Here is an 11,203-nt window from a genome sequence, read left to right as displayed (position 1 = left end):
GACGAGGAGTCCTCGGAGGGTGGGAAGGAACTGGCGGGGCATCAGGCGGCCCCCTCGGTCTCGTGCTCACGGCTGGTGAGCCCCAGGCCGACGAGGACGACCGCGAGGGAGACGCCGATCCAGCCCAGCGGGATGCAGAGGGCGAACGCGCAGCCGGTGAGACCGCCGTATCCGGCGATGCAGACGGCGACGCGTGCGGCGTGGGCCCAGCGTGGCGCGTCACTCTGGGGGCGGAGGAGGATGCCCGTGGCGAGGAGGCCGGCCGCCGCGGCGGAGAGTCCGGCCACCCAGTGGATTGCGCCCAACGCCACGAGGACGCCGAGCAGGCCGAACGCGGTGAGGAACAGGCCGGCGGCTTCACGCGCGAGCGCCCAGGAGGTTCGCTGAGTAGTCACGCCGCGCACAGTGGACAGGGGGCGGCGTTAGTGTCGCGCGGTCAGCGGGGAGGCCGGGAAACCCCTCCCACGTAGGCGTTGATGCCGCGGCGTTCGATGCGGCCGCCGGGCACCACACGGGCGTTCTTCGGCGGGACGGGAATCTTCCGCTTCGCGCGGGTGCTTTGGTCTCCACCGATCAGATGCCGGTTGTCGATCTTCGCGGAGCAGTCCTGGCCGGTGACCTCGTCGTACGGTCGTCGGCATCCCTTGCAGTAGACCTCGAGCGCGTCGATGCGCTGCCCCTCGGTTGCCTTGAAGCTGCCTCGGTAGTCGGCCACCTTCGCGACCTTCGGTACGACCTCGATCTCCGCGGCCACGACCCACACATGGGAGAGATCCGGCTTCTCCTCTTCGGCGGGCGGCGGCGCGGGCGGGCCCGCAGCATCGGACTCCACCACGGCCTTGGCCTCGGACACGGGCGGAGCGCTCTCCGGCGCGAGCCAGGAGAACAGAGACTCTTGCAGGTGCGACCTGCCGGTCTCGGACGAAAGGGGGGCTGTCGCGGTCGTCACCGTTCCTCCGGATCACTGCGGGGGTTGACGTAAAGCGCAACCCCCTTCATGTCCGAAACGTCAACCGCCGTGATCTGTTACACCTTGGGCTCTACACAGACCTCTCCCAGCCGTGCACGGAGAACGGCTCACCCTTGCGCCAGTGGGCGATGCCCAGCGCGTTGTAGGGGACGGTGCTGTCGGGAAGGTGGTCCGCAAGGTGCCAGGACAGGCCTGCGCACTTGTGGGGCTCCATGTTCCGCGGCTCGCCCTCCCAGTGCCGGGCGGCGAAGAACCAGCCGACCCGGGGCTCTCCCTCGGGGTTGCGGAAGTGCATGACGTGCACAATCCGTAGGGCGTCCCGCTGGACGACGATGCCGGTCTCCTCGAGCGCCTCGCGGATCACGGCGTCGAACACGTCCTCGCCCGGGTCGAGCTTCCCGGAGGGGAGGTTCAGCATCCCGTCGGCGTAGCCGGTGCCCTGCCGTTCGGCAAGGCACACGGCGCCGTCGCGCTCGAGGATGAGCATCACGTCGTTCACAGGGAGCTGAGGGGCCACTGTGCTTTGTCCTCCGACCGGTTGGGCTCTTGCCGGTAGGGGACTCTAGCCGGGATCAGGTCGCGATCAGCCCCATGTCTCCAACGCGCTGCACGGTCCACTGGACACGCTCGGCGACCGTCAGGCCCGTGGGCATCTCCAGCATCGGCACGCCCGTCGCGCGGCACGCCTCGTAGATGGCGGAGTCTGACTCGTCCTGGATGTTGAGGACCTTCTCCCTCATGCGGTCGCCGCCGGCCTTCTGGTCGTAGCGGTCCCGGCAGTACACGATCGCGTCGTAGGCGACGGGCATCCAGGCCCGGCACATCGCTTCGGCCGCGGCGAGGACGGCGGCGGTGCCCGGCTCGGTGGGGTCGAGGACCAGGCCGGCCAGGGCCAGGACGTTCGCGGGAGTCTTGTCGGTAATGAGGACCTGGTGGTGGCGGGCGGCGCGCAGGGGCACGGTGAAGTGCTGGGCGAACAGATCCAGCTCCGCGACCAGGTCGAAGTTCCCCTCACCGTGAAGGACGATGTCCTCCATGAACGGGCTCGTGCGGGCGGGCTCGCCGGTACAGGCGACGCCGATGCTCTGCTCGCGCAGGGCCGCGGTCAGCGCGTGGACGAACGTCGTTTTGCCGGCGGCCTGAGTTCCTTCGACGGCGATAACGCGGCACTCTCGGATGGGCACGACCGGTCCTCCAGAAGGTTGGTGAAGATGGGGTTCTCGAGCCAGCTCCAGGCGCCTTTTGCGCCCTCGGCGATGGCCCGGTTCACGTTCAGGCCTTCGTCCGCCCACTTGGCGAGTCCGGCCGAGTGGGCGGCGACGTAGGCGGTAGAGAGGGAGTGCCGGAGGTTCAGGACGCTTACGCGTTCCCGGCCCTCCTCCTGGCCGTCCTCAACCCACCGGCGATGCCAGGCGGGCATGGTCACCTTTAGGAGTTCGGGCTGGGTCACGTCGAGGCCGAGCTCGTTACACACGTCGACCAGGCGGCGCGACTTCCCTGCGAGGAGGTGCCCAGCGTCGAACCGGGTGTCGACGTAGTGGGTCTCGTCTGGGTCGGCCTCGCGCCTGGCCTTCCACTGCGCGCGGGCTTCCTGTAGGCGAGGAAGTGCGTCCGTGGGGGCGTTCGCCTCCAGGACGGCCAGGTCGCTGCAGAACTGGTGCCCGGTGATGATCCTGGACGTCTCCGCGGCCGCGGCCACGGTCGCCGCGGCGTGGCGGATCAGCTCGTCCATCTCGCCGGGTTCCTCGACGTACACGCTCGTCCACTCGAACGGCACGTCCGCCAGATCCGGCGTGCGGCCGGCGGGCAGGTCGAGCCAGGCGACGCTGTAGCAGAAGGGGCGTTGTCCGTTCTGGATCCGGTAGTTCTTCGTCCACTCGACGTCGATGGACGCGATCCGCACGACTCCCGTGCGCAGCGGCGGCGGCTGCAGGGAGCGTGCGGTGGGCAAACTGGTCGTGATGATCATGTGAGGTGTTCCTGCCGTAGAACGGGGCCGCGCGCCCGGTGCGCACGACCCCGTCGGACGCTACTCGCTGCGTGCTGCGGCCACGCCGCCCAGGAGGGAAGGCGCGGCCTCCCACGCCACCTGTTCGAGGACGTCGTAGACGCTCAGGGTGCCCTCCCAGTGCAGGCGGCCGGCGTACTTACCGCCGAGGAGAGCCGTGGTGACGGCGGAGGACAAGACGCTGCCGACGAGAGCCTCGGGGGCGAAGTCCTCGGTACGGCCATCGGCGAGCGCTTCACACGCCGCCTGCGCGCTCGCCTGCTGCTGACCACCGGCGAACGATTTCAGCGGCTCCAAGTCGTGCGCGGCCGCGGTCTCGCTGATGAGCCCCGCCGGCCCGAGGTCGTGGCTGGTGTCCACGCACCGGGCCGTACTCGGGCTGCGACTCCCGCGGTCCTTCCACGCCGCGGCGACCGCGTCGACACCCCCGTGCCGGGGCTCATCAGCGGACCGCGGGAGCTGTCGGAGAACGTGTAAGTCATCGGCGCCGTTGTGCCACGCGATGATCTGCGCCTGTCGCCGAGCCTGCACGACCACGTTGTCGATGGCGTCGACGATCGCCCTTGTCTGCCCCATGGCGTCCGGGACCAGGACCCGGTATCCGAACGCAGCGAGAGGTGCAGAGAACGGCAGGGAGCGGGTGCGGTGGATCTTCATGAACACGGTTCCTGCGCCCATGAGGACCGGTTCACCGTCGGCCTCGCCCCACAGCAGCGAGACCGCGGACAGCCACGTCGACGGCTTGTGCCACGGGTTGGTGACCGAGCCGAAGGGGCTGGCCGCCCAGAGCAGGTTCGTAGCGTCCTTCACCGCCGTCACACCCCCTGGTTGACGGTGTGAATCGAGCGCCCGAGGTACTTGGAGAAGTGGTTCACCTTGAAGCGGTACCGCTGCCAGATGGCGTTGATGGGCTCCTCCAGTACGTTGCCCAGGTACTCGAACAGGTCGGGCGCGTCGTACACCGGCCACGCCTGCGCCTTGCCGTCCGGCTCGATGCAGATCATGTGACCCTCGTTCTCCGGGGTCCACTTCGTCAGGCGCAGGGCCGGGGACCACTGGTGTTCCGCGCGCAGGGCCTTCAGCCGGGCGAACGCGTCGTCGGCCTCCTCGTGGCTGATGAACTCGTGGTCCGGCAGCTTCTCGGCGTTGCCCTTCTTGAGGGGCATGATGAACTTCACCTTGCCGGCGTCGAGGACGTCCGCGATCTGCACGGTGAAGGGCAGAGCGTTCAAGGTGGAGCGGTAGACCACCGCGGACAGCGCAAGGGGGATGCCAGCGGCCTGCAGGGCGCGGACGCCCGGCATGACGAGGTCGTAGTTGCCGCGGACCCGGTTGGTGGTGCCGCGGGGCCCCTCGAGGCCGATGTTGGCGTAGGCGATCTTCCCGGCGATGTTCCGGGCGTGGTCGAGCCCGTGGGTGGCGTTCGTGGGAACGGCGACGATGTGGTGCGGGTGGTAGATGTCCACGATCTCGCTGAAGTCTTTCCTCATCAGCGGCTCACCACCGGAGAGGAAGACCCGGCCGACACCGGCGAGGTTCTGACGGATCGTGTCGAGCTGGTCGAGCGTCGGGTCCGGCTTCTGCATGATCTCGGAGCAGAACGAGCAGTCGAAGTTGCACCGCTTGGTCACCTGGAGGATGACGGAGAGCGGCACGGTGGCCGCCTCCGCGGCGGTCTGGATGTCGAGGTCCGCCGGGGCGTCGAAGTGCTGGCCGCCGAAGGCGTACGCGACTCCCCCCGCCAGTTCCTTGCGGGTCTGGCTGGGGACAGTGGGCATTCCGAGGTTGGTCACAGTTCCTCCGTTGGTCATCGGATGGGAGGGCCGCGGCACCGGCTCCACGCCCAGGGGAGAGGCGTGGCGTGTGGGCGCCGGTGCCGCGGCCGAAGCCGCCAAGCGGTCCGGGGCGTGGCGTTGCGCGGACCGCCGGCGGCTGCTTGGTGACCCGCGGCGCGGGAGAGGTGTGGTCTGCCGTGAGGGAGGGGATTCGGTGGACCTTCTCTCCCGCGCCGGGGGGGTGTGCTCTGCCCGAGGGCCAGGGTCGTATCGGCGCCGGGCCGCCGGGCAGAAGTCAGGCAGGGGTGGTCGAGTCGGCTTCGCGGTAGACGAGCAGGTCAACCGTTTCCACGGCGTCAGGAATGGGGCGCTCTTGCAACCGGGTCCGGTAGTCGGCGTCCTGCACGATCGAAGCGAATTCGCGCAGTCCTTCGTAGATCTCTGCGCTGGAGGTGTCTGGGGCCGGCCACCACCGCACATGCGTGCAGAAGGATGCTTCCGGAGGCCACAAGGCACTCTCGGTGTCCCACACCACCAAGTTGTTGCCGGTTCGAGCTGCTTTGGCCTTTCGCATCCAGCGCTCGATCAGCTCCCGAGGGCTGATCTCCGGCCACTTGTACGTGCGCGGGGGCTGCACGTACGCCCAGGCGTCATCGGAACGCTGAGGCGGTGTCTTGCCCGGCTCCATGCGGTAGACGAGCAAGTTGGCTTCCAGGTCCTGCTCTGGGTCGAACGGTCGACCCGCTCGCTCAACGACGTAGTCCAGCGAGCGCAGACCAGTCGTCACGGCCTCCAGACGCGCATCCGAGTCCGATCCGACCTCGCGGTCCGGAAACCATTGGACCCGTACGCACAGGTCCGCACCTCGCGGCCAGGCACACTCCGGCGCATACAGCGCCCTGCACCAACCATCACCAGGCGCGATGTCCCGGTCTTGGATGTCGAAACCGTCCCTGCGGCCTACCACCACCCGGTTCTCACCAACCCTGAGCTGGTCCAGGTCATAGTTGACGACCACGGGCCCTGTTCGGCTCGGGTTGTTCCGGTCATAGACGGGTGGTTGCGTCCAGGCGCTGCGCACGCTGTCCTCTCAGGTCCAAGTGTCTGGTGTACGTGGGTTGATGGAGTCACGCGGGCACGAGGTCGTCCAGGTTGACGACTTCGTAGTCCGTCAGTTCGCGCACGAGTTGGCTGGCCAGGAACCAGCCCATTTGGGGATGCCCGTACGGCACCGGTGCGTCGGCGCCCTCGTCACGGAGCGGCGGGAGCGGCTCAAGCCCGGCTGCTCCGAGGCGGTACCGGGAGCCGATGACGCCGTAGATCGAGGTCGCACGCGCGACGAAGGCGACGTGGCCCTTTCGGAGGTGCTTGCACTGTTCGATTGAAGGGCGCGCGTGTTTCAGGCATACCGGCGGCTGGGCCGTCCTCACTGGGTCGCCGGGGCGGCGTAGAGCGTCTTGTTCGGCGCCGGCCAGGAAGAGGTAGCCCCTGTTTGTCTTGGCCGAGCACATGCGGATCTGGCACCGAAGTTGCTCCATCGCCTGGCGCTGCCGGGTGGGGTGAACCATGCGCCACTGCGGCTTGCCAGTTGGTCGCCCGGACGCGTTGAGCGACTGGCCGTACCGCGCCCACAGCTCACCGTGCGGGCCGCGGTCGTCCGGGGTTTCGTTGTGGTAGGCGAGGCGCATGGTCCCGAAGGCGTTCACGCTCAAGGTCAGCTCTGACTCCAGCGCGCCGTACTCGCCCTCTCGCGAGGTGATGTCCGGGACGAGTCTCTGCGCCGTCTTGGTCCGCTTCATGCAGCTCCCCCGATCACGATGCCGCCTTCCGGGTGGCTGGCTGTGCGAGGGAATCGGGCTGCTTCAGGGTGCCGATCTCGACCAGAACGTCGAGCAGTTCGTTGACGGCCCAGCCCATACGCCGGAGTTGGTTGATGGCCTTCGGGTAATCGCCCGGCAGCTCGGACTCCCTGGCCTCTCGCGCCCGCGCGATGAGCGGTGTGACCCTCTCGTCGCGCTTGTCGGCCTCCCGGCTGATCGCGATGCTGACAAGCTGCATCAGGTGCCCGCGGAGGCAGAGCGCCAGGTCGTCGACCTTGTCCTCGGCCGGCGGCACGTCATCGAGCGCGTCCGCGACATCGTCCAGCCAGGCGTCACCGTCGTACGGGTTCCAGGCCCGCATCTTCGCCAGGGCCTCTTCCACGGCCCTCTGCTGCGGCAGTCGCGCGGGCGCCACCGGGTGGTTCCAGCGGGGCGCGGTATCAGTGCCGCGGCGGATGACTGCGGGGGAGGTCACTGGGCTTCTCCCGTCGCAGGGAGGTTGCACGAGACGGTGTGGCGGTCGCTCTCAACACCCCAAGTTCCGCCGAGTTCGTGGACCATGGACGCCACGAGTTGGAGGCCGCGGCCGTGCTCGGCGTCGTCGCTGGCGGCACGGTCGGGGGTGCAGACGCTCATACCGTCATTCCGTACGGCGATGTGCAGCTCGCCGTCCCGGAACATCATGGTGAAGTCGACCTTTGTGCCGCGGCTGTGCACGATTGCGTTGGTGACCAGCTCGGAGACGATAAGACTCACCACGAACTCCATCGCGTCCAGGCAGTGATACGCGAGGAACGCGCGAGCAATGCGCCGCATGGCACCGACTCGGTTGGCGTCCCGTCTGGGCAGGCCCTCTCGTGCACCACGTTGAGCGATGTCGAACGATGATTTCAGTCTGCCCTCCGAGCGAGGGCGGACACCGTTGGGGAGCGGGAGCCCTTCGCGGCCGGCTAATCCCTTTCCTGCCGGAAGGGTCGTGCTCGGCGCCGTAGCCGTACCCATTGACTCCTCCTCGTCGCGATCCGGGCACTTAGCGTTGTGCGACGGGGCAGGGTGTGGCTATGTCGTGGGTATGACTTCTGACTGTCCTTTCGAGTGACACGATGACGCCGCTATGACTTCTTGCTGCCTTCTGACGGAGGGCAGTTCCAACGGGTACCCGACGCGGTATCCCATGGAGGGGAACCGATTCCGGAGGGGACATGGACGAGGGTCGGCGCACGGTGCTGTTTCTGCTGGCGACCAGACGGGGCATCCGGCCCCACAAGGCATTCAGCGGGGAGTACGAGCGCGTCGCACAGCAGTTACGGAGTGAGGGCCGCGAAACGGCCCCGCCCCCTGGGCAACGTCACTACGAGCGCCTGCTGAAGTTCGGAGGCGTCAAGACAGCGCCTCACGGCCCTACGGCCTGTGTCCTGGAGCGGATGTTCCAGCGGCCTATCGGGGACCTGCTGCGCTCGGCTGATGATGAGCCTACGGACGAGCGCGGAGACCCCGGTTGGGCTCCCTCTCCGCCTGTGCTCAACGAAAGTGAATTGCTGATGACCGCTCGGGACGCCGCCTCTCACTCCGGCGAAGCCGCCGCGCTGCGCCTGGACGAGCTGACCCTCGACCAACTCCATGACGACCTGGTGACGCTCAGCCGCCAGTACGGCTGCAAGGCACCGGCTGAAGTCTTCCACGAGGCGAACAACCTGCTCCAGCAGGTGCAGATCAACCTCGAACGCACCAAGGCCCCCGAGCAGCACACGCGCCTCTACTACGCCGCCGCGCAGGCCAGCGCGCTGCTCGCCGCCGTCTCCTTCGACCTTGGGGCACTGACTCCGGCGGTGTCATTCGCTCGGTCCGCCGCCCAGTACGGCAAGACGATCGACAACGGCCCGTTGCAGGCATACGCCTACGGGATGATGGCGTTCATGGCGTTCTGGGACGGCCGCCCCAGCGAATCCGTCCGGCTGGCCAAGCGCGCCCACCAGTTCGGCGGGCTGGGAGACACCGCTCGCCGTCGCCTCTACTCGATCGAGGCCCGCGCACACGGGCACCTGCGCGACGACGACCAGGCGCAACGCGCCATCCGGGCTGCCCAGGAGCAGACGGGCGTTCACCGTGATGAGTTGCATGACGACATCGGCGGCGAGTTCGGGTTCGACGCTGCCCGCACCGCCATGAGCAACGCGACGACGTGTCTGCTCCTGCGCGACTCCACGGGAGCGGAGGAGTTCGCCAACACCGCCCTCACCCTGCTCAGCTACCGTCCTGACGCTGAGGTGCCGATCGTGGTGGCAGGGCCGGCCGCAATCGACCTGGCGCGAGCACGGTTGATGCGCAACGAGGTGGAGGGCGCCCAGGAGGCTCTGGAGCCGATCTTCGATGTGCCGCCGGGCTACCGCAGCTCGGGCATGTTGGAGCGGCTGATCGCCGCCCGGATTGAGCTGACACGCCCCCAGTTCCGGAGCGCGCCAGCGGCCCTCTCCCTCGCCGAGCAGATCGAAGACTTCACCGTCCTCTCCCCGGCGCGCCGGCTCGGTGCGCAGAGCCCGCTGGCGATTGAAGCCTGATCTCCCCTACCGGCCTAGCGCGGCCAGGATCACGGCCTCCTTCTCAGGCGTGATCCCGTGCTCGGCCCAGCGCGGGTGCTCCACCGGCGCCCCGCCATTGCGGAGCCACGCCCAGGTGTCCTGCACCGTCTCCGACAGCGGGCGGCACACCAGCCCCGCAGCCTGTGCCCGCGTCGACTCGATCCTCCACACGCCCGCGTGCGTGCGCCACAGCGGTAGCTCCGTCCACTGCTGAACCCCGTGGTCCAGGAGCAGCTTGTCGGGCGCCCACGCCAATTGGGCGTCTCCTCCGGTGGCGAGCACGCAGGCCGTCAGGAAGTCGCCCATCGTCTCCCGGCCGATCGGCGCGACGACGTTGTACGCGCCGCCCCGGTCGGCGGCGGCCTGGTCGAGGGCGAACACAGCCACGTCGCGCACGTCGATCGGCTGGATGAACTTGTCCGGGGCTCCCGGGGCGATCATCCGGCCTCCACGTGCTGCGCGGCTGAGCCACCACGGCAGCCGGCCCACGTACTCGCCGGGCCCGAGGATGACGCCCGGCCGCAGGATCACCGCCCGGTCGCCGCCGAACGCCGTGGTGGTGGCCCGCTCCGCTCCCGCCTTCTGCCGGCCGTAGTACCAATCCGGGCCGTCCCAGTCGTCCGGGAGACGGCCATAGTTGGCGTCGGCGTTCGGCGGGCCGTCCAGGATCTCCGAGTCCTCGGTGAGCGGTTCGGTGGGCCATCCGCGGTAGGCGTTCACGGTGGAGACGTACACGTACCGCCCGGCGACGGACTCCAGGGCGCGGGCGCCCGCGAGGACATCGCGTGGCGCCATCTCGGACGCGGAGGTGTCCACCACGGCGTCCCACGGTCCTTCACCGGCCAACCGTGCCAGGTCCTCGGCGACGGTGCGGTCGCCGTGGACCGTTCGGGCTCCTTCGGGTGCGGATCCGGACCGGCCGCGGTTGAAGACCGTCACCTCCCACCCGCGTTCCAGCGCATCCTGAGCAACTGCGCGGCCCAGGAACCAACTTCCGCCTAGCACGAGAATCCTCATGGCCGTGATCCTGCCTGAAGGCATGGACCGCAGGCCAGGGCGAGTACGGCCAGCGGCATCCGGCGGGCTGCTGGCCGTACTCGGATGCCGCACTGTGGGCCCTACTTGATCGGGTGCTCGTCGAGCCAGTCGGACAGGTCATGCGCGGACCCAAAGACGTCGTCCCTGTTCGACATCTTCGCCGCCATCTCCGTGTCGGCGACCGGAACGCCTTGGTCCTCACCCACGGCGATGCCGTCCTCCATGGTGTCCATCAGCGCATACGCGTCGGTCCAGAAGTCGGCGCCCACGGACTTCTCCGCGTTCATCGCCTTCCGCAGGTCGCGGGCGGGCTTCATGAGCGCCTGCATCTGCTCCCAGCACGTACCGGACTCCTGCTCGAGACACCCGCCGTCCGCATCGAACTTCGTCACCGCGGCCTGGAACGTGGTGGTCGCGTCCTCCACGCTCACCGTCTTCGCCTTCGCGGCCGGCTTGGCGTCGCTCTCGCCGTCGGAGCTGCCGCAGCCGCTCACGGTCGCCACAGCCGCGGCCAGGGCCAGCGCGCCGGCCGTCTTCCCCCATGTCTGTCTCCCCATGACGGAGGATCATCGCACGCCCCTCCGACACGGACACGACAAGGGCCCTGGCCGACCGGCCAGGGCCCTTCCCCGAAGCTCCCGCGGGTGTCTACTTCTTGGCCACCTCCTTGCCGCTGAGCAGGCCACGCAGTGCCCTTGCAGCGACGGCGACGCACAGGGCGCACACCCCGGCCGCGATCAGGGCCGCGACGATGCTCACGAAGACCAGGAGGCCGATGGACGCCGCGGCGAAGCCGATGCCCATGTACCGCAGCCACGGGTCGGCCTGCTTGATGACGATCTGCTGCACAGGCGCCTGGCCGTGGCCGTGCGAGTGCCCGCAGGCGCAGCCGTGCGCCGCCTGGTACTGCTCGATGGGCATGTGCGGGGCCATGGTGCCCGGGTAGACGTTGGTCGGTATCACAGGCTTGCGGGACATGCGGGGTTCTCCTCGTCGGTGGCGGGGGCTTCGGG

At 68.7% G+C, this 11,203-nt stretch carries 15 protein-coding genes; 1 reads left to right on the top strand and 14 read right to left on the bottom strand.

Annotation, left to right across the window (positions count from 1 at the left end; translation table 11 throughout):
- Positions 1-41 precede the first annotated feature (41 nt).
- The 11 genes from C1J00_RS28720 to C1J00_RS47700 form a co-directional block, all read right to left on the bottom strand.
- Positions 42-395 (bottom strand): hypothetical protein, encoded by a 354-nt coding sequence (locus C1J00_RS28720; protein WP_102911911.1) that lies wholly within the window; start codon positions 393-395, stop codon positions 42-44.
- A gap of 41 nt (positions 396-436) precedes the next feature.
- On the bottom strand, positions 437-853 hold the full coding sequence (locus C1J00_RS28715; RefSeq protein ID WP_245936546.1) for a hypothetical protein: 417 nt from the start codon (positions 851-853) through the stop codon (positions 437-439).
- A 187-nt stretch (positions 854-1,040) separates the two neighbouring features.
- Positions 1,041-1,487 (bottom strand): NUDIX hydrolase, encoded by a 447-nt coding sequence (locus C1J00_RS28710; RefSeq protein ID WP_245936545.1) that lies wholly within the window; start codon positions 1,485-1,487, stop codon positions 1,041-1,043.
- A 55-nt stretch (positions 1,488-1,542) separates the two neighbouring features.
- Entirely contained in the window at positions 1,543-2,154 is a 612-nt protein-coding gene (locus tag C1J00_RS28705; protein WP_102911910.1) for an AAA family ATPase, read from the bottom strand.
- Positions 2,076-2,939 (bottom strand): hypothetical protein, encoded by an 864-nt coding sequence (locus C1J00_RS28700; protein ID WP_102911909.1) that lies wholly within the window; start codon positions 2,937-2,939, stop codon positions 2,076-2,078. Before C1J00_RS28700 ends, C1J00_RS28705 begins: the two co-directional genes overlap by 79 nt.
- A gap of 60 nt (positions 2,940-2,999) precedes the next feature.
- Entirely contained in the window at positions 3,000-3,788 is a 789-nt protein-coding gene (locus C1J00_RS28695) for a hypothetical protein (protein ID WP_102911908.1), read from the bottom strand.
- Between the two features lie 5 nt (positions 3,789-3,793).
- Positions 3,794-4,771 (bottom strand): radical SAM protein, encoded by a 978-nt coding sequence (locus C1J00_RS28690; RefSeq protein ID WP_219728378.1) that lies wholly within the window; start codon positions 4,769-4,771, stop codon positions 3,794-3,796.
- A gap of 277 nt (positions 4,772-5,048) precedes the next feature.
- On the bottom strand, positions 5,049-5,834 hold the full coding sequence (locus C1J00_RS28685) for a hypothetical protein (RefSeq protein WP_146046273.1): 786 nt from the start codon (positions 5,832-5,834) through the stop codon (positions 5,049-5,051).
- A gap of 46 nt (positions 5,835-5,880) precedes the next feature.
- On the bottom strand, positions 5,881-6,552 hold the full coding sequence (locus tag C1J00_RS28680) for a hypothetical protein (protein ID WP_245936544.1): 672 nt from the start codon (positions 6,550-6,552) through the stop codon (positions 5,881-5,883).
- A 13-nt stretch (positions 6,553-6,565) separates the two neighbouring features.
- On the bottom strand, positions 6,566-7,048 hold the full coding sequence (locus C1J00_RS28675; RefSeq protein ID WP_245936543.1) for a DUF6415 family natural product biosynthesis protein: 483 nt from the start codon (positions 7,046-7,048) through the stop codon (positions 6,566-6,568).
- Entirely contained in the window at positions 7,045-7,575 is a 531-nt protein-coding gene (locus tag C1J00_RS47700; RefSeq protein ID WP_102911906.1) for an ATP-binding protein, read from the bottom strand. The genes C1J00_RS28675 and C1J00_RS47700 overlap by 4 nt, the downstream gene beginning before the upstream one ends.
- A gap of 200 nt (positions 7,576-7,775) precedes the next feature.
- On the opposite strand from C1J00_RS47700, the gene C1J00_RS28665 reads away from it, so the two are divergent.
- On the top strand, positions 7,776-9,131 hold the full coding sequence (locus tag C1J00_RS28665) for an NsdA family TPR-like regulatory protein (RefSeq protein ID WP_500691491.1): 1,356 nt from the start codon (positions 7,776-7,778) through the stop codon (positions 9,129-9,131).
- Between the two features lie 6 nt (positions 9,132-9,137).
- On the opposite strand, the gene C1J00_RS28660 is transcribed toward C1J00_RS28665, so the two are convergent.
- From C1J00_RS28660 to C1J00_RS28650, 3 genes are all read right to left on the bottom strand, one after another.
- On the bottom strand, positions 9,138-10,169 hold the full coding sequence (locus C1J00_RS28660; protein WP_102911904.1) for an NAD-dependent epimerase/dehydratase family protein: 1,032 nt from the start codon (positions 10,167-10,169) through the stop codon (positions 9,138-9,140).
- 101 nt (positions 10,170-10,270) lie between these two features.
- Positions 10,271-10,747 (bottom strand): hypothetical protein, encoded by a 477-nt coding sequence (locus C1J00_RS28655; protein ID WP_102911903.1) that lies wholly within the window; start codon positions 10,745-10,747, stop codon positions 10,271-10,273.
- A gap of 91 nt (positions 10,748-10,838) precedes the next feature.
- Entirely contained in the window at positions 10,839-11,168 is a 330-nt protein-coding gene (locus tag C1J00_RS28650) for a hypothetical protein (RefSeq protein WP_102911902.1), read from the bottom strand.
- Positions 11,169-11,203 lie beyond the last annotated feature (35 nt).

It is taken from the genome of Streptomyces cahuitamycinicus (assembly GCF_002891435.1).
Classification (GTDB): domain Bacteria; phylum Actinomycetota; class Actinomycetes; order Streptomycetales; family Streptomycetaceae; genus Streptomyces; species Streptomyces cahuitamycinicus.
The sequence above is the reverse complement of the archived record's forward strand: the minus strand, read 5'-3'. Positions and strand labels throughout refer to the sequence as shown.

Excerpts from the sequence above, each read along its gene's own strand:
- C1J00_RS28660 (WP_102911904.1), bottom strand. The coding sequence starts at position 10,169 with ATGAGGATTCTCGTGCTAGGCGGAAGTTGGTTCCTGGGCCGCGCAGTT.
- C1J00_RS28680 (WP_245936544.1), bottom strand. The coding sequence starts at position 6,552 with ATGAAGCGGACCAAGACGGCGCAGAGACTCGTCCCGGACATCACCTCG.
- C1J00_RS28650 (WP_102911902.1), bottom strand. The coding sequence starts at position 11,168 with ATGTCCCGCAAGCCTGTGATACCGACCAACGTCTACCCGGGCACCATG.
- C1J00_RS28700 (WP_102911909.1), bottom strand. The coding sequence starts at position 2,939 with ATGATCATCACGACCAGTTTGCCCACCGCACGCTCCCTGCAGCCGCCG.
- C1J00_RS28665 (WP_500691491.1), top strand. The coding sequence starts at position 7,776 with ATGGACGAGGGTCGGCGCACGGTGCTGTTTCTGCTGGCGACCAGACGG.
- C1J00_RS47700 (WP_102911906.1), bottom strand. The coding sequence starts at position 7,575 with ATGGGTACGGCTACGGCGCCGAGCACGACCCTTCCGGCAGGAAAGGGA.
- C1J00_RS28655 (WP_102911903.1), bottom strand. The coding sequence starts at position 10,747 with ATGGGGAGACAGACATGGGGGAAGACGGCCGGCGCGCTGGCCCTGGCC.